Below are 17,339 nucleotides of genomic sequence, written 5' to 3'. Positions count from 1 at the left end.
GTGCCCCCCCCCGGCCCGCCGGGGGGATCCAGTATTCCAGAGATGCTGGTGTTTGAATCGAGAAGCCGCGGCGTACTGGATCGCCCGGTCGAGCCGGGCGATGACAGTTGAAGTCGGGGGCGCAGCTCCGCGTTGTCGCGACAGTCACAACGCTCGGCCCCGACCCACGTTCGTGACGACCGCGACGCGCTCCTCGTCTCGGATGAGACAGGTGAACTATGCACTGCGTTGCATTTCTGATAAAGCGCATTGCCTTGCAGCGAGGCCTTGCGCCGTCGGGCACCTAAGTGATTGAGCATTTCTCCGCGAAGGCGGCGCGTCCGGGATGGTCTGCAACGCGACCTATTCCGACCGCCAGGCCCCAAGCAAGAACCGCCGCTTCGGTGCGGCGGCCGCCTGCTTCTGCACATCGGGCAGATCGACGGCATAGCGCTTCATCAATAGCTTGATGGCGATCCCGATGATCACAAAGGGCGTCACGTAGATCGCGAAAACTTCGAAGGCTGTCATGGCGTCCTCCGCGGTTTCGGATGAGGCATACTAGCACAATCATCTCGCAGGGCGGAGGGGGCGACCGGCGGTCGCGGGCGCTGGGCAGCGCAGCACGTTGGCGCCGATGCCGTCGCGCATGGCCGCATGCGGCGGCTTCGATTGACACCGGCAGGCTCGGCGCTACGCTTCCGGAACAGGATGTTTTCCCAAGAGAATCAACGGCCGGGATCTAAATCCAGATTCAAGACCCAGAAGAACCAAGAAAAAGGGCAGGACACGCCGTGACACGCGTCATCGCGTCTTGAGCGGGACCACGCGGACTTCCGCGCTCGCGCCATTTCGCATCCGCAGCTATCGCTTTCAATGGCCGTCCGACCTGCTCACCTCCTGGGCGTTCGAGGTCGAGACGCTAGTGCTCGGCTGGTACATCATGGTCGAGACCGGCTCGGTGCTGCTGCTGACCGTGATGGCTTCGTTGCAATATGTCGGAACGCTGGTCGCGCCGGTCGTCGGCATGATCGGCGACCGCATGGGGCACCGCGATCTGCTCGCCGTGATGCGCTTTGCCTATACCGCGCTCGCCGGCACCATCATGATTCTGGCGCTGACCGGCCATCTGGCGCCGCTGAACGTCATGGTCATCGTCGCGCTGATGGGCGTGATCCGTCCGTCGGATCTCGGCGTGCGCGGCGCGCTGCTCGCCGACATCATGCCGCCGGCGCAACTGGTGGGTGCCATCAGCCTGGCGCGCACGACGCAGGATAGCGCACGCATCGCCGGCGCACTGACCGGAGCCGGATTGTTCGCGGCGCTCGGCATCGGCTACGTCTATGTCGGGATCGCCAGCTTCTATTTCGTTGCCGCGATCCTGATGCTCTGCATGGGCCGTCCGGCGCAAGTGCACGGCGCGGTCGACGAGGTGGCCGGTGACGCGCCGGGCTCAAAACTGCTCCGCGACCTCAAGGAGGGCATCGTCTACGCCTGGAGCGGTCCCGGTATGCGCGCCGCGCTCTGCGTCGCGTTCCTCGCCAATCTCACCGCGTTCCCGCTCACCAACGGCCTACTGCCTTTCGTCGCGCGCGACATCTTCCATACCGACCAGACCGGGCTCGGCTATCTCTCCGCGAGTTTTGCATTCGGCTCGCTGATCGGTTCGATCACGCTCAGCCTGGCCGGCGGCGTGCGCATCGCGCGGCTGCTGATCGGCGCGACGCTCGCCTGGTACGCGATGCTGTTAGTGTTCGTCGAGCTCAGGACCATGCCGGTGGCGATGGCCTGCCTGGTGCTGGCCGGGATCGCGCAGAGCATGTCGATGATCTCGGCCGCCGTGATGCTGATGCGCAACGCCAGCGCGCATCTGCGCGGCCGGGTGATGGGCGTGCGCATGATGGTGATCTACGGCCTGCCGCTCGGCCTGCTCGCAGCCGGCAGCCTGATCGACCTGATCGGCTACACCGCAACCGGCACGCTGCTCGCCGCTGCTGGCTTCATCGCGATGCTGGCGATCGCGCTGCACTGGCGCGCCGATCTGTGGCCGGTGCACGCGCCGGCGAACGCGAGGTGAAGGGCTGCGCTGTCACGTAGCCCGGATGAAGCGAAGCGCAACCCGGGAAATCCTATCCGCGCATCACGGGTCCCCGGATTTCGCTTCGCTTCATCCGGGCTACGAAGGCCGCTACGCCGCCTGAGCCGCTCGCCGAATATGCACCGGCACCGACTTGTACGACGGCGTGCCGCTTTCCTTGTCCTGATAGTCGAGCGGCACGAGGCCGTTCGCTTCCGGATAGTAGGCGGCCACCGAGCCGCGGGCGATGTCGTAGACGATCGCGGTCAGGGTGAGGCGGCGCGGCGCGCCCGACGGCAGCGCGGTCTCGATCTCGACGAGATCGCCGTGGGCGAGGCCGCGCGCGGTGAGGTCTGCCTCGTTGGCGAACAGCACGTCGCGCCGCCCGAACACGCCGCGATAGCGGTCGTTCAGCCCATAGATCGTGGTGTTGTACTGATCGTGGCTGCGGATGGTGGCGAGCTTGAGGATGGTTTCATCGGTCAGCACCGGATCCTCTTCGAGACCGTCGAAGATCAGGAATTCGGCCTTGCCCGACGGCGTGGTCCATTTGCGCTCGGTCGGTGGCAGCGGCAGGCGGAAGCCGCCGGGAATCCGGATCCGCGCGTTGTAATCCTTAAAATCGGGGAAGACGCCCTCGATGGCGTCGCGGATGCGGTCGTAGTCGGCGATCAGCTCAAGCCACGGCACCTTGCTCGCCGGCAAGGTCGCCATCGCCATGCCGGCAACGATCGCCGATTCCGAAAGCAGGTTTTCGGAGGCCGGGGTCAGCTTGCCGCGCGAGGCGTGCACCATCGACATCGAATCCTCGACGGTAACGACCTGCGGGCCCGAGGCCTGAATGTCGCGCTCGGTGCGCCCCAGAACCGGCAGGATGATCGACTGCTTGCCGACCAGGAGATGCGAGCGGTTCAGCTTGGTGCCGAGATGCACCGCGAGCTCGAGCTTGCGCATGCCGGCCGCGCAACGCTCGGGATCGGGCAGCGCGATGGCAAAATTGCCGCCGAGGCAGATCAGCACTTTCGACCTTCCGTCGTCGATCGCCTCCATCGCGGCGACCGCGTCATGGCCGTGATGGCGCGGCGGCTTGAAGCCGAAGGTGCGCTCGATGCCCTCGAACATCGGGATGTTGGGCTTCTCGGTGATCCCCACGGTGCGGTTGCCCTGCACGTTGGAGTGGCCGCGCAGCGGGCAGATGCCGGCGCCCGGCTTGCCGTAATTGCCCTTCAGCAGCAGCAGGTTTGCGATCTGGTGGACATTGTCGGTGCCGCGGCTGTGCTGGGTGATGCCCATGCCGTAGGTGACGATGGTGGCATTGGATTTTGCATAGGCGGCGGCGATTTCGCCGAGCTGGGCGCGCGTGAAACCGGAGACGGTCTCGATCGCCTCCCACGACGTGGCGCGCAGGTCGGCGGCGAACGCGGCAAAGCCGTTGGTGTGCTCGGCGATGAAGCCGTGATCGAGCACGTCGTGTGTCGCGTCATCCTTCTCGATCAGCGCCTTCATGACGCCCTTCAATACCGCGGCGTCGGCGCCGACCTTGGGCTGATAATAGGTCGAGGCGATCCGCGTCGAGCCGAGGGTCGCCATCTCGATCGGGTCTTGCGGATCGGCAAAGCGCTCCAGCGCGCGCTCGCGCAGCGGATTGAACACGATGATCGGCACGCCGCGGCGCGAGACCTCCCACAACGTGCCCATCATGCGTGGATGGTTGGTGCCGGGGTTGTGGCCCATCGCGATGATCAGCTCGCAATGGTCGAAATCGTCCAGCGACACCGTGCCCTTGCCGATGCCGATCGATTGCGGCAGCCCGACGCTGGTCGCCTCGTGGCACATATTCGAGCAATCGGGGAAATTGTTGCTGCCGTATTCGCGCGCGAAGATCTGGAACAGGAACGCAGCCTCGTTCGAGGCGCGGCCGGAGGTGTAGAACTCGGCCATGTCAGGATCGGGCAGGCTGCGCAGGCTCTCGCCGATCCGCGCGAAGGCGTTGTCCCATGTGATCGGCTGGTAGGTGTCGGACGCCTCGTCATAGGCGAGCGGCTCGGTCAGCCGGCCCTCGTTCTCGAGATGGAAGTCGCTCCAGGTCAGCAGCTCGGTGACGGTGTGGTCGGCGAAGAATTGAGCCGTGACGCGCTTGCTGGTGGCCTCCCAGGTCACGGCCTTGGCGCCGTTCTCGCAAAACTGGAAGGTGGAGGTGTGCTCCTTGTCGGGCCAGGCGCAGCCCGGACAATCGAATCCGTCGGGCTTGTTGGTGCGCAGCAGGGTGATCGGCGCCTCGACCAGATCCATCTGGTCACGGACCGCTGTCGCGGTGGCCTTGAGGGCGCCCCAGCCGCCGGCCGGAGCATTGTAGGGTCGGATACCGGGAACGTCGCGCTTTTGGACCATATGTCCTCCTGCAGCTCTTGAGTTCTGACCTCGTGCGTCTGTCCCGAAATTGATTGTTTGTTGGCCGCTACGAGCGCGCGCGTTCCGATCGACGTTCTCGATCTGAAGCACTCGTCTCGCGATGGAGGTTAGACTAATCGGCTGGGGCCGGCGGTCAACACTCTGTCAGGCTGGTCTCGTAGCCCGGATGAAGCGAAGCGCAATCCGGGGCTGTTTGATCTGCGGATGACACGTCCCGGATTTCGCTGCGCTCCGTCCGGCTACAAAGTGTCACTATTACCGCTTGCGATCCAGAAATCCCTGCAGCAGTCGTTGCGGCTCGCCGGTCTGGAAGGATTTTCCGAACACGCCGACGCTGAGGTTGACCGACTCGGTCAGCGGCAGCTCTTCCCATTGCCGCAGCAAATCCTTCTGGATGCGCAGTGCTTCGGGGCCGCATTCCAGCAGCGCCTTGACGGTGTGCTCGACGGCCTCATCGAGGCCGCCGGGTTTTGCCACCGTGTCGACTAGGCCCCAGGCGAGCGCGGTGGCGGCGTCGATGTTCTCAGCGGTCATCATCAGCCAGCGGGCGCGACCCCAGCCGATCAGGCGGGGCAACAGCGCGGCATGGATCACCGAGGGGATGCCGACGCGCACCTCGGGCATGCCGAACATGGCGTCATGCGCCGCGACCCGGACGTCGCAGGCGGCCGCGACCTCAAGGCCGCCGCCGAGGCACCAGCCAGGCAGGCGGGCGATGACGGGCGCCGGGAATTTGCGCACCGCCTCGCAGAGATCGCGCAGGCGGCTGATGAACGCTTCGGCCGACGCCTGGTCGAGCGTCGCCATCTCCTTGATATCGGCGCCGCCGATCATGCTGCGCTCGCTTTCGCCTGCCAGGATCACGGCGCGGATGGTCCGATCGGCGGCTAGGTGCTCAAAGCCTTCGCGCACGCCGTTGGTCACGGCCGAACTGACGATGTTCAGCTTGCCGGCGTTGCAGATCGTGAGGCGGACGACGCCTCGCGCGTCGCGGTCGATGCCGCAGTGGGGATTGAGCATGTCCATTGGAAAGGTCCCGGCGCAGGAATTAACACGTCATTCCAGGATAGTGCGTAAGCACCAGACCCGGAATCTCGAGATTCTCGGTGCGCAACTGCGCACCTGAGGGTTCGATGCTTCGCATCGCCCCGGAATGACTCGGGCCATGTCCCTGACAAAGCCCGCCTCTGTCAAGGTGCTGGCCCTGTTGCGCTGCACGGCGTTGCCATATAGAATTATGTTTATCATATAAATGGAGCCGTCATGACCGCCGCCGAGACATCAGACCTGCATTCGCCCGAACTGACGCGTACGCGCGTGGTGGAATGGCAGGCGCCCGGGCCGGTCGCCAAGGCGGCGATGCCGATGTCCGGCATCGCGGCGATGCGCGCGATTCGCGACGGCCACCTGCCGCCGCCGCCGATGGCAAAACTGATCGGCTTCCGCATGGCTGTTGTCGACGAGGGGCGGATCGTGATGGAACTCGAGCCGCATGAGAGCCTGGAGAACACCATCGGTCTCTTGCACGGCGCCACTGCCGCCGCGCTGCTCGATACCGCGATGGGCTGTGCGATCTCGACCCTGCTGCCGGCCGGGCAGACCTCGGTGACATTAGACCTCAAGCTGACCTATCTGCGCCCGCTCTCCGCGCGTTCGGGAACCATTTCGGCCGAAGGCAAGGTGATCAAGCTCGGCCGCCAGACCAGCTACACCGAGGGCTTCGTCCGCGACGGCAAGGGCAATCTTGCGGTGCACGCGACTGCGACATTTTCCATGCTCGGCGGGGAACCAAAAGCGAAATAACTGCAGCATTCCGGGCGCAAATCTGTTATTGTATGATTAGAAACATTCCATGAGAGCGGCATGCGCTATTCGAAAGAACACAAGCAGGAGACCCACGCGCGGATCGTGAAGAAGGCCGCGACGCGGTTGCGCGAAAAGGGCGCCCATGGCATTGGCGTCGCCGACCTGATGAAGGACGCCGGCCTGACCCATGGCGGCTTCTACGCGCATTTTGACTCGCGCGAGGCGCTGGTGATCGAGGCTTTCAACTACGCCATGGACCGCGCCAACGAGCGCTGGCGCAAGGTTACGGCCGAGGTGCCGCCGGAGAAGCGGCTTGCGACCATCGTCGACGGCTACCTGTCGGCGGTCCATCGCGACGATCCCGGGCAGGGCTGCGCGGTGCCGGCGCTCGGCGCCGAGATCGCCCGCGAAAGCCTGAAGACCCGCAAGGCCTTTGCGCTCAAGCTCGACCAGATGATCGATATGATCACCGACCAGATCCAGGACATGCCGCGCAAGACCGCGCGCAAGCAGGCGATGTCGACGCTCGCGACCATGCTGGGCACCATCGTGATGTCGCGGATCGCTGGCAGTGGCGAAATGTCCGACGATATCCTGAGCGCGGGCCGCGAGGCGGTGCTCGGCCGGGCGGCGGTGACGAAGAAGCCACGTGCCAGAGCGAATTAGCGGAGTTCCTGCGACGAGGCGCCGGATCTCCCCGGTTTGGTTTTCGTCGGCAACGAAAGCATGAGGCACCCTTTGGAAGGCCTCAGCCCTGCGAGGCTTCCGGAGCGATGGCTCTGCGCATGGCTCCCTCCGACCTCGATGGCCGAGGCGGTCATCAATAACGACCACCATCGCGCTTTTGTTGCGTGAGCCATTCCGACAGCGTTCTCGTTTTTGATCGTGGATCGCCCGACGACCCTTGTCTGGTACTCGTTCCGGAGCGAGCCGACCGAAGCTTGGCTGATTCAGTTTCCACGATCGCGTCTGCGGAAGCGGACGATCTCTCGGCCGCTTCTCTCTCGAGGCGCAGCTTCTTCAATCGCGCCATTTTGTCCCGCTCGGCCTCTGTCTCAGCTCCGTCGGACAATAGCGTCTTGTGGTGAGCCGTCTCTGCCGAACCCCGGACTCCGATGACGGTTGTCTCGCCAAGCGCCTTGCAGGCCTCGAGCCGATGTAACCCCTCGAGCAAAACGAGGCGGCCCTCATCAGGCCGAACGAGAATGGGGACTTGTTGCCCAACTTCCAGAATACTCGCCGCGATTTCTTGAACGAGCTCAGGCCTGAGGGTTTTCCGTTTCTTAACGGGCACGTAAATCTGATCGATTGGAAGCCTTTCCGGGTCGGGCACAGTGTTTCTCCCCGCTCAGGATCCGTCCAAAATGCGGTTTAAGGATGAAGCGCCAGACTGCCAAGGGATTTCTCAAGCTGAGCTCGAGGGCCAGCGCCAGTCAGGTCACCCCGGCCAACGGTGCGCGCTCGGCTTCCACGGTCTCGTAGATGCAGTTCGCCACGGCGCTGCTACGGGGCGGGGCGCGAACTGGCGGTCAGTCCGGAAGCCCCGCTTCGCGAAGGCCCTTGGCAAAAAGCGCAAGATGCTCTGCCCGGCGGAATGGGGTCAAATCTCCCAGATTGGAGATGCGCAAATCGGGATTGCGCTCGCGTGCGCGCGCGATGCCTTGCCGTGCCGGCTCGAGGCGTCCGGTGAGCGCGTTGCTGGCCGCGAACATGCAGATTGCCAGCAGGAAATCTGGATTGTCGCGCAACGCTTTCTCGGCCGATGACAGAGCCATGTCGTAACGGCCCGAGAGAAAGTGAGCATAGGACACGGCTGCGTGCATTGTGTGCATCGCCGGATCGAGCGGGCTCAGGCGCATGGCGCGCGCAGCGTAGTCAAGTGCGAGGTCGGGCTCGCCTGCAAAAGCTCTCACCCAGGCACCAAGATTCCAGGCTTGCGCCAGGTTCGGATTGATCGCCAGTCCGCGATCGACGAATGCGATAGCATCGTCGAACTCATGGGCGATAAAGGCGAGCACGTAGGCACCCATGCACATCGCTGCCGGGTCATCTGCTCCCAGATGCACTGCTTTCCGGCCGAGCCGCGTAGCTTCTGCAGATTCCTCGACAGGATCGATCATCCAGCGGCGTGCCTTGCGTTGGATGTAGCACCACCCGGCCATGCCATAGGCGCACGCCAGACCGGGGTCGAGCTCGATCGCCTTGCGAAAGAGCAGGAGCGCTTCGTTGTTGGTTTCTCTGGTCCATCGACGAACGCGCGCCAGCCCACGCAGGTAATAGTCGTATGCATCCAGATTCTCGGTGGGCTTGCGCCTGGCCCGCTTGATTTCCTCGCGCTGCAGCATGGGCGCGATTGCGCCGACGACGGTCGAGGTCACCCGGTCCTGCAGATCGAAGACATCTTCGAGCGCACCATCAAAGCGGTCAGCCCAGAGATGTGCGCCGGTCTCGGCATCGATGAGCTGGCCGGCGATACGAATGCGATTTCCGGCCTTGCGCACGCTCCCTTCGAGGACATAGCGCACCGCGAGTTCGCGGCCGACCTGTTTGACGTCCACGGACCGGCCCTTGTAGGTGAAACTCGAATTGCGCGCGATCACGAGCAGCCAGCGAAACCGCGACAATGCCATCGTGATGTCCTCCACGATGCCGTCGGCGAAGTACTCCTGCTCCGGGTCGGCACTGAGGTTCTGGAACGGCAGCACGGCAATGGATGGCTTGTCGGGAAGCTTGGGGAGCGCCTGCGGTGGTTCGGCCGGGGCGTCGGCGGTCGCCGCGTGCTCCTCGCGGACCGCACCGACGAACCGGAAGCCTCTGCGCGGCAGGGTCTTGATGAGGCGCTGCTCATCGCCGGAATCGCCGATTGCGCTGCGCGCGGCGTTGAGGCGCGTGGTCAGGGCTGCGTCCGACACGCTGCGTCCATTCCAGATGGCGTCGATGACGTTGTCCTTGCTGACGACGCGCTCCCGGTTGCGGATCAGGAAGTCGAGCAGGTCGAATACCTGTGGCGCGACGGCGACCATGTCCGTTCCGCGATGCAACTCGCGGCGGCCCGTGTCGAGTGCGTACTGCTCGAAGAGATAGCGCAAGCTGCGAATCCCTTGGGTGTGCCTCCAACGATCGTCGTGAGGCGCCTTGGCACCGCTTGGAGTGCCAAGAATAAGCCGCTGGTGAGGAAAATGTAAGCAGCGTGTCAAGCGCGCGCGTTCATGCCGCGGCACCTTGTCTGGGTGGATGAACGTATCCTGGAGGTGCTGCAATGAGCACGATCTACGGTCCAACGAGTTCAGCCCAGGCGGTCGCATCGACGCCGCGGATCTTCAGTGCTTTCAAGGGCTTTTGGGATGCAGTTCAGGAATGGCGCAAATGGGAGCGGCTTCGTTCCGATCTCGGCAGCCTGAGTGATCGGGAGCTAATGGACATCGGGATCTCGCGTGGTGAGGTCGACTATGTAGCATCGAACCGGGATACGGACCCGCGAGGCATTCGATCCGTCTGACGATGTCGGTGAGCCCTACGCCCCGTTGAACAGCGCACGCTCGGCTTCCACCGTCTCGTAGATGTAATCCGCCACCGCGCGGATGCGGGCGAGGTCCTTGCTGTCGGCGTGCATCAACAGCCAGAAGGTGCGGGAGATCCGCACCTCGTCGCGCAGCACCGGCTGCAACTCGGGATGGGCTGATGCCATGAAGTGCGGCAGCACGGCGATGCCGAAGCCGGCGATGGTGGCGTTGAGCTGTGCGATCAGGTTGGCGCTGCGGAATTTGGCCGAGATCTTCGGCGAGACCAGCGGCAGATAGTCCAGTTCCGGCGTGAACAGCAGCTCCTCGATATAGCCGACGAAGCGGTGCTTCGGCAGGTCGGCACGCGCGGCGATCTTTGGCGCCTGCGCCAGATAGCCGGGTGCGGCATAAAGCCCGAGCGTGTAGTCGAGCAGCTTGCGGCCGACGATGCGGCCTTCCTTCGGCATGGTCAGGCTGATCGCGATGTCGGCCTCGCGCTTGGAGAGCGAGAACAGCCGCGCGGTAGCGACGAGCTGGAGATCGAGATCGGGATACCGCTCGGTGAACTTGACCAGCCGCGAGGCCAAAAAGTGACTGCCGAAGCCGTCGGGCGCACCGATCCGCACCGCGCCGGTGAGATGCGCGCGCGAGCCGCCGACCGCCTCCTGGTTGGCGACGATGGTCGATTCCATCGCCTCGGCGCTGTCGGCGACACGCTGGCCGGCCTCGGTGAGCAGATAGCCGGTCTTGCGGCGATCAAACAGTTTTGCGGAGAGGTGGCCTTCCAGCCGGTCGACACGCCGGATCACTGTGGCATGATCGACGCCGAGCTGCTTGGCGGCAGCCGACACCGACCCGCCGCGCACGATGGCAAGCACGAAACGGAAGTCGTCCCAGTCGATCGTGTCGCCGCCTTGATCCTGCATTTCCGCACATCTATGGTGCAATTTATCGGACTTGAATCCTATAAAATGCAGGGTCATTAGGGTTTGTAAAGCGATCTTGCCGCGAGGAGCGGCGATTCACGTCTTCAAGGGAGGATATTCATGCGCTCGATCGGACATTTCATCGGTGGCAAGGAGGTCAAGGGCACCTCGGGCCGTACGGCTGACGTCTTCGAGCCGATGACCGGCGACGTCCAGGCCAAGGTGGCGCTGGCCTCCAAGGCCGAAGTTCGCGCCGCGGTGGAGAACGCCCGCGCCGCGCAGCCCGAATGGGCCGCCACCAACCCGCAGCGCCGCGCCCGCGTCATGATGAAATTCGTCGAGCTGGTGCAGCGCGACTACGACAAGCTCGCCGAGATTTTGGCGCGCGAGCATGGCAAGACCGTTCCCGACGCCAAGGGTGACATTCAGCGCGGCCTCGAAGTCGCCGAGTTCGCCTGCGGCATCCCGCATCTGATGAAGGGCGAGTACACCGAAGGCGCCGGCCCCGGCATCGACATCTATTCGATGCGGCAGCCGCTCGGCGTGGTCGCCGGCATCACGCCGTTCAACTTCCCGGCGATGATCCCGATGTGGAAGTTCGCGCCCGCGATCGCCTGCGGCAACGCCTTCATCCTCAAGCCGTCGGAGCGCGATCCGGGTGTGCCGATGGCGCTGGCCGAGCTGATGATCGAAGCGGGCCTGCCGGCCGGCATTCTCAACGTCGTCAACGGCGACAAGGAAGCGGTCGACGCCATCCTCGACGATCCCGACGTCAAGGCGATCGGCTTCGTCGGCTCGACCCCGATCGCGCAGTACATCTACGAGCGCGCCGCGCAGACCGGCAAGCGCTGCCAGTGCTTCGGTGGCGCCAAGAACCACGCCATCATCATGCCCGATGCCGACATGGACCAGGCGGTCGACGCGCTGATCGGTGCCGGCTATGGCTCGGCCGGCGAGCGCTGCATGGCGGTCTCGGTTGCGGTGCCCGTCGGCAAGACCACGGCCGACCGGCTGATGGAAAAGCTGATCCCGCGCGTCGAGTCGCTCAAGATCGGCACCTCGGTCGATCCGTCGGCCGATTACGGCCCGCTGGTGACCCGCGAGGCGGTCGAGAAGGTCAAGAGCTACATCGACATCGGCGTCAAAGAAGGCGCGACGCTCGCGGTCGACGGCCGCGGCTTCAAGATGCAGGGCTACGAGAACGGCTTCTATCTCGGCGGTTCGCTGTTCGACAACGTCACCAAGGACATGCGGATCTACAAGGAAGAGATTTTTGGCCCGGTTCTGTCGGTGGTGCGCGCCAAGGATTATCACGAGGCGCTGGCGCTGCCGTCCGACCACGACTACGGCAACGGCGTTGCGATCTTCACCCGCGACGGCGACACGGCGCGCGACTTCGCGGCCAAGGTCAATGTCGGCATGGTCGGCGTCAACGTGCCGATCCCGGTGCCGATCGCCTATTACACCTTCGGCGGCTGGAAGAAGTCCGGCTTCGGCGATCTCAACCAGCACGGTCCGGACTCGGTCCGCTTCTACACCAAGACCAAGACGGTGACCTCGCGTTGGCCGTCCGGCGTCAAGGACGGCGCGGAGTTCTCGATCCCGACGATGAAGTAAGTCCGTTCAGGGCGAGGCAATGATGCAGTTCGCTCTCAACGAGGACCAGATCGCGGTACGCGACATGGCGCGGGCGTTTGCGGCGGAGAAGATCGCGCCGCATGCGCTCGAATGGGACGAGAAGAAGCACTTTCCGGTTGACGTGATGCGCGAGGCCGCTGGCCTCGGCATCGGCGGCATCTACATCAAGGACGATGTCGGCGGCTCGGCGATGACGCGCTTCGACGCGGCGCTGATCTTCGAGGCCTTGGCGACGGGCTGTCCGACCACGTCCGCCTTCATCTCGATCCACAACATGGCGTCCTGGATGATCGATGCCTATGGCAACGACACGCAGCGCCACAAATGGCTGCCGAAGCTCTGCACCATGGAGCTGCTCGCGAGCTATTGCCTGACCGAGCCGGGCGCAGGTTCCGATGCCGCTGCGCTGCGCACCCGTGCGGTGCGTGATGGCGACCATTACGTGCTCAACGGCCAGAAGCAGTTCATCTCAGGTGCCGGCAGCACTGACCTCCTGGTGGCGATGGTGCGTACCGGCGGCGATGGCCCCGGCGGCGTCTCGACGATCGTGATCGACGGCAAGACGCCCGGCGTGTCGTTCGGCGCCAACGAGCGCAAGATGGGCTGGAATGCACAGCCGACCCGCGCGGTGGTGTTCGAGAACGCGCGCGTGCCGGTCGAAAACCGGCTCGGCGAGGAGGGCATCGGCTTCAAGGTCGCGATGGCCGGCCTCGACGGCGGCCGTCTCAACATCGCGGCGTGCTCGCTCGGCGGCGCGCAGACGGCGCTCGACAAGGCGCTGGCCTACATGAAGGACCGCAAGGCCTTCGGCAAACGTCTCGACGAATTCCAGGCGCTGCAATTCAAGATCGCCGACATGGCGACCGAGCTGGAAGCCGCACGCACCTTCCTGTGGCGCGCAGCCGCTGCGCTCGACCGCAAGGATCCTGACGCGTCGATGCTATGCGCGATGGCGAAACGGTTCGGCACCGATGTCGGCTTCGAGGTCGCCAACCAGGCGCTGCAGCTGCACGGCGGCTACGGCTACCTCAGCGAATACGGCGTCGAGAAGATCGTGCGCGATCTGCGCGTGCATCAGATTCTCGAAGGCACCAATGAAATCATGCGGCTGATCGTGTCGCGCAAATTGATCGAGGGCGCGCGATGAATGATGTGGCCGCGGCCGAAGGCGACCTGATTGCACGCAAGGAAGGGGCGGCCGGCATCATCCGGCTCAACCGGCCGAAGGCGATCAATGCCGTGACGCTGGAGATGTTCCACGACATCGACCGGGCGCTCGACGCGTTCGAAGCCGATCCTGACGTCGCGGTCATCGTGCTGGAAGGCGCCGGGGAGCGCGGCCTGTGCGCCGGCGGCGATATACGCGCGCTCTGGGAAAGCTCGAAGGTCAAGGGCGACCTCGGCAAGATCCTGTGGCGCGACGAGTACATCCTCAACGCGCGGATCAAGAAATTCCCGAAGCCTTATGTCGCCTTCATGGATGGCATCGTGATGGGCGGCGGCGTCGGCCTGTCGGCGCACAGCCAGCACCGCGTGGTGACCGAGCGAACCAAGCTTGCGATGCCCGAAGTCGGGCTCGGCTTCTTCCCTGACGTCGGCGGCACCTATCTGCTGTCGCGTTCGCCGGGCGAGATCGGCACCTATTTTGGTCTCACCGGCACCACCATGAATGGCCCGGACGCGATCTACGCGAAGTTCGCCGATGCCGTGGTGCCGAGCGCCAAGCTGCCCGCACTGCGCGAGGCGCTGACCAAGGTTGCACTGGGTACGACGTCCGCCGATATCGACCGGCTGATTGCAAGTTTTGCCACCGGCGAGAAATCAGGCCCCGTCGCCGCGATGCAGGCCGGGATCGACGGCTGGTTCGGGCGCGGACGGATGGAAGACATCGTTGATGCGCTGAAAGCCGATGGCTCCGAGCTCGCGCAGGCCACGCTGAAGACGCTCGGCGAAAAATCGCCGCGCGGCATGGTGGTGACGCTGAAGCTGCTGCGACTGGCGCGGGCGACTGCGACGCTGGAAGAGTGCCTGGTGCGCGAATATCGCGCGGCGCTCGAAGTGTTCGCCAGCGACGATTTCCGCGAGGGCGTGCGCGCCGCCGTGATCGACAAGGACCGCAATCCGAAGTGGTCGCCGCCCAATATCGAGGACGTGACGGCGGAGATGCTGGTGCCTTACTTCGCCGAAATCGGCGCCGATGAACTGAAATTTCCTGACAGCAAATAGAAACGTCGCAAGCGGAGGACTTCCCATGGCAAACGTCGCATTCATCGGGCTCGGCAATATGGGCGGGCCGATGGCGGCCAATCTGGTCAAGGCCGGCCACAAGGTGACCGCGTTCGATCTGGTCGCGGCATCTCGCGATCAGGCCAAGAGCGATGGCGCCGCGATCGCCGAGAGCGGCGTTGGCGCGGTGAAGGGCGCCGATGTCGTGATCACAATGCTGCCGGCCGGCAAGCATGTGCTCGGCGTCTGGAACGAGGTGCTCCCGGCGATGGGCAAGGGCGCGCTGATCATCGATTGCTCGACCATCGACGTCGAAAGCGCCAAGCAGGCGCATGCGCTCGCCGCCAAGCACGGCTTGGCTTCGGTCGATGCGCCGGTCTCCGGCGGCACCGGCGGCGCCAAGGGCGCGACGCTGACCTTCATGTGCGGCGGCGAGGCGAAGGCATTCGCGGCAGCGCAGCCGATGCTGGCCAATATGGGCAAGAAGATCGTGCATTGCGGCGCCGGCGGTGCAGGGCAGGCGGCCAAGATCTGCAACAACATGATCCTCGGCATTTCGATGATCGCGGTCGGCGAGGCCTTCGTGCTCGCCGAAAAGCTCGGCCTGTCGCATCAGGCGCTGTTCGACGTTGCCTCGACCTCGTCGGGGCAGTGCTGGTCGCTGACAACCTATTGCCCGGTTCCAGGTCCAGTGCCGACCTCGCCGGCCAACAACGATTACAAGCCGGGTTTCGCCTCCAACCTGATGGTCAAGGACCTGACGCTGGCGCAGGACGCCGCCAATGCCGCCGGCGCCGTGACGCCGCTCGGCAAGCATGCGCAGGAGCTCTATAAGACCTTCGACGCGTCGGGCCATGGCGGGGTCGACTTTTCCGGAATTATCCAGCACGTTAGAGGACTTGCAGGGAAATAAGACCGTCATCCTGAGGTGCGAGCGCTTGCGAGCCTCGAAGGATGATGGTCGGCTGCTTGTGGCCATCCTTCGAGACGCCGCGCCTCGCGCGGCTCCTCAGGATGACGGCGGTGAACGCGGTGAGACCCCATGACCACATTTCAGGACGCACGCGCCTTTCTGCTCAAGCACCGCACCGACTACGACACGGCGGTGAACGGATTTCGCTGGCCGGATCCCGTGCCGTTCAACTGGGCGCTCGACTGGTTCGACGCCGAACTGGCGCACAACGCCGACAGCCGCGATCGGCCGGCGCTGTGGATCGTCGATGCCGCCAGCGGCAACGAGACCAAGCTGTCGTTCGCCGAGTTGTCGCGCCGCTCCAACCGGGTCGCGAACTTTCTGCGCGCGCAAGGGCTGAAGCGCGGCGATCATCTGTTGCTGCTGCTCGGCAATGTCGTGCCGCTGTGGGAGACCATGCTGGCGGCGATGAAGCTCGGCGTGGTCGTGATCCCCGCGACCACGCTATTGACCGCGGATGAATTGCGCGACCGGCTCGATCGCGGCAAGGCGAAGGCAGTGGTTGCCACGCAGGATCAGGTCGCGAAGTTCACAGGGCTTGGCGGCGAAAAGCTGGTGCGCATCGTGGTCGGCGCGACGCAGACGCACGAGGGCTGGATGCCGTTCGAGGAGGCGGCCAAGGCGTCGGACGCCTTCACGCCCGACGGCCCGACCAAGGCCGACGACCCGATGCTGCTGTATTTCACCTCGGGCACCACGGCAAAGCCAAAGCTGGTGCGGCACAGCCAGCGCAGCTATCCGGTCGGCCATCTCTCGACCATGTACTGGATCGGCCTGCAGCCCGGTGACATTCATCTCAACATTTCCTCGCCCGGCTGGGCCAAGCATGCCTGGAGCTGCTTCTTCGCGCCGTGGAATGCCGGCGCGACGATCTTCATCGCCAACCAGCCACGCTTCGAGGCGAAGGGACTGCTCTCGATCATCGGCCGCTGCGGCGTCACCACACTGTGCGCGCCGCCGACGGTGTGGCGGATGTTCATTCAGGAGCAACTGTCGGAATTCAAGGTGAGCCTACGGGAAGTCTGTGGCGCCGGCGAGCCGCTCAATCCTGAAATCATCGACCAGGTCAAATCGGCCTGGGGCCTGACGATCCGCGACGGCTACGGCCAGACCGAGACCACGGCGCTGGCCGGCAACTCGCCGGGGCAGAAGGTGAAGGTCGGCTCGATGGGCCGGCCGCTGCCGGGCTATCGCGTGCAGGTCACCGACAATGACGGCCATGCCGCGAAGGAGGGCGAGGTGACCTTGCTGCTCGGCGCGGACCGGCCGGCGGGCCTGATGCAGGGCTATCAGGGCGACGACGGCAGACTGATCGGCACCGATGGCGAGATCTACCGCAGCGGCGACGTCGTGTTCACCGATGACGAGGGCTATCTGACCTTCGTCGGCCGCACCGACGACGTCTTCAAATCCTCCGACTACCGCATCTCGCCGTTCGAATTGGAGAGCGTCCTGCTGGAGCATGATGCGGTGGCGGAAGCCGCCGTGGTGCCGAGCCCGGACCCGATTCGGCTCGCGGTCCCGAAGGCTTATGTGCTGCTGGTCTCCGGTGTCGAGCGCGGCCCGGAAACGGCGCTGTCGATCTTCAAGCATTTGCACACGCGGCTCGCACCGTTTAAACGCATCCGCAAGATCGAGCTGGTTACCGAACTGCCCAAGACGATTTCTGGAAAAATTCGTCGCGTGCAGTTGCGCCGGCTCGAACATGACGATGTCAGAAGCGATGCGTTGCGCGGAGCCGAGTTCCGCGAGGAAGAATTTCCGGAGCTGCAGAAGGTGCGGACCTCCGGTTAGCGGAG

15 protein-coding genes are annotated in these 17,339 nt (G+C 64.5%); 9 read left to right on the top strand and 6 right to left on the bottom strand.

Annotation, left to right across the window (positions count from 1 at the left end):
- Nucleotides 1-342: 342 nt before the first annotated feature.
- Nucleotides 343-510, bottom strand: a complete 168-nt coding sequence (locus tag BraRD5C2_RS25625; protein WP_223972997.1) for a hypothetical protein — start codon at nucleotides 508-510, stop codon at nucleotides 343-345.
- 283 nt (nucleotides 511-793) lie between these two features.
- Between BraRD5C2_RS25625 and BraRD5C2_RS25620 the strand changes: the two genes are divergently transcribed.
- Nucleotides 794-2,056 (top strand): MFS transporter, encoded by a 1,263-nt coding sequence (locus BraRD5C2_RS25620; RefSeq protein WP_223972995.1) that lies wholly within the window; start codon nucleotides 794-796, stop codon nucleotides 2,054-2,056.
- Nucleotides 2,057-2,167: 111 nt separating this feature from the next.
- Here the strand turns inward: BraRD5C2_RS25620 and BraRD5C2_RS25615 are convergent, their stop codons facing one another.
- Nucleotides 2,168-4,447 carry an FdhF/YdeP family oxidoreductase gene (locus BraRD5C2_RS25615; RefSeq protein ID WP_223972993.1) on the bottom strand — a complete coding sequence of 760 codons (2,280 nt, stop codon included), beginning with the start codon at nucleotides 4,445-4,447 and terminating at the stop codon, nucleotides 2,168-2,170.
- Between the two features lie 276 nt (nucleotides 4,448-4,723).
- On the bottom strand, nucleotides 4,724-5,494 hold the full coding sequence (locus BraRD5C2_RS25610; RefSeq protein WP_223972984.1) for an enoyl-CoA hydratase: 771 nt from the start codon (nucleotides 5,492-5,494) through the stop codon (nucleotides 4,724-4,726).
- A gap of 237 nt (nucleotides 5,495-5,731) precedes the next feature.
- Here BraRD5C2_RS25610 and BraRD5C2_RS25605 point away from each other — a divergent pair, with 237 nt between their 5' ends.
- Both BraRD5C2_RS25605 and BraRD5C2_RS25600 read left to right on the top strand, forming a co-directional pair.
- Nucleotides 5,732-6,271 (top strand): PaaI family thioesterase, encoded by a 540-nt coding sequence (locus BraRD5C2_RS25605; protein ID WP_223972981.1) that lies wholly within the window; start codon nucleotides 5,732-5,734, stop codon nucleotides 6,269-6,271.
- A gap of 60 nt (nucleotides 6,272-6,331) precedes the next feature.
- Nucleotides 6,332-6,940, top strand: coding sequence for a TetR/AcrR family transcriptional regulator (locus tag BraRD5C2_RS25600; protein ID WP_223972974.1), 609 nt, complete (start codon nucleotides 6,332-6,334; stop codon nucleotides 6,938-6,940).
- A gap of 154 nt (nucleotides 6,941-7,094) precedes the next feature.
- On the opposite strand, the gene BraRD5C2_RS25595 is transcribed toward BraRD5C2_RS25600, so the two are convergent.
- Both BraRD5C2_RS25595 and BraRD5C2_RS25590 read right to left on the bottom strand, forming a co-directional pair.
- Complete coding sequence (locus BraRD5C2_RS25595) at nucleotides 7,095-7,607, bottom strand: ParB N-terminal domain-containing protein (RefSeq protein WP_223972972.1); 513 nt, start codon at nucleotides 7,605-7,607, stop codon at nucleotides 7,095-7,097.
- A 196-nt stretch (nucleotides 7,608-7,803) separates the two neighbouring features.
- A complete protein-coding gene (locus tag BraRD5C2_RS25590) occupies nucleotides 7,804-9,363 on the bottom strand; it encodes a winged helix-turn-helix domain-containing tetratricopeptide repeat protein (RefSeq protein WP_223972970.1) in 1,560 nt (519 codons plus the stop codon).
- 170 nt (nucleotides 9,364-9,533) lie between these two features.
- Between BraRD5C2_RS25590 and BraRD5C2_RS25585 the strand changes: the two genes are divergently transcribed.
- Nucleotides 9,534-9,773 (top strand): DUF1127 domain-containing protein, encoded by a 240-nt coding sequence (locus BraRD5C2_RS25585; RefSeq protein ID WP_212317993.1) that lies wholly within the window; start codon nucleotides 9,534-9,536, stop codon nucleotides 9,771-9,773.
- Nucleotides 9,774-9,788: 15 nt separating this feature from the next.
- Here BraRD5C2_RS25585 and BraRD5C2_RS25580 read toward each other — a convergent pair whose 3' ends face one another.
- Nucleotides 9,789-10,703, bottom strand: a complete 915-nt coding sequence (locus BraRD5C2_RS25580; RefSeq protein ID WP_223972968.1) for a LysR family transcriptional regulator — start codon at nucleotides 10,701-10,703, stop codon at nucleotides 9,789-9,791.
- 120 nt (nucleotides 10,704-10,823) lie between these two features.
- Here BraRD5C2_RS25580 and BraRD5C2_RS25575 point away from each other — a divergent pair, with 120 nt between their 5' ends.
- The 5 genes from BraRD5C2_RS25575 to BraRD5C2_RS25555 all read left to right on the top strand — a co-directional run bounded on the left by BraRD5C2_RS25575 (nucleotide 10,824) and on the right by BraRD5C2_RS25555 (nucleotide 17,334).
- Nucleotides 10,824-12,320, top strand: a complete 1,497-nt coding sequence (locus tag BraRD5C2_RS25575; protein WP_223972960.1) for a CoA-acylating methylmalonate-semialdehyde dehydrogenase — start codon at nucleotides 10,824-10,826, stop codon at nucleotides 12,318-12,320.
- Nucleotides 12,321-12,342: 22 nt separating this feature from the next.
- The gene (locus BraRD5C2_RS25570; protein ID WP_223972958.1) at nucleotides 12,343-13,488 is read left to right on the top strand and encodes an isobutyryl-CoA dehydrogenase; all 1,146 of its coding nucleotides are present in this window, start codon (nucleotides 12,343-12,345) and stop codon (nucleotides 13,486-13,488) included.
- Nucleotides 13,485-14,567, top strand: coding sequence for an enoyl-CoA hydratase/isomerase family protein (locus tag BraRD5C2_RS25565; protein ID WP_223972956.1), 1,083 nt, complete (start codon nucleotides 13,485-13,487; stop codon nucleotides 14,565-14,567). Before BraRD5C2_RS25570 ends, BraRD5C2_RS25565 begins: the two co-directional genes overlap by 4 nt.
- Before the next feature lie 25 nt (nucleotides 14,568-14,592).
- Nucleotides 14,593-15,480: a 3-hydroxyisobutyrate dehydrogenase gene (gene mmsB, locus BraRD5C2_RS25560; protein ID WP_223972953.1), complete on the top strand. Its 888-nt coding sequence runs from the start codon at nucleotides 14,593-14,595 to the stop codon at nucleotides 15,478-15,480.
- Between the two features lie 129 nt (nucleotides 15,481-15,609).
- Nucleotides 15,610-17,334 (top strand): AMP-binding protein, encoded by a 1,725-nt coding sequence (locus BraRD5C2_RS25555; RefSeq protein WP_223972944.1) that lies wholly within the window; start codon nucleotides 15,610-15,612, stop codon nucleotides 17,332-17,334.
- Nucleotides 17,335-17,339 lie beyond the last annotated feature (5 nt).

The sequence above is a fragment of the Bradyrhizobium sp. RD5-C2 genome (genome assembly GCF_019972155.1).
GTDB lineage: Bacteria > Pseudomonadota > Alphaproteobacteria > Rhizobiales > Xanthobacteraceae > Bradyrhizobium.
Note: the sequence above shows the minus strand (reverse complement) of the source record. Positions and strands in the feature narration are given on the sequence as shown.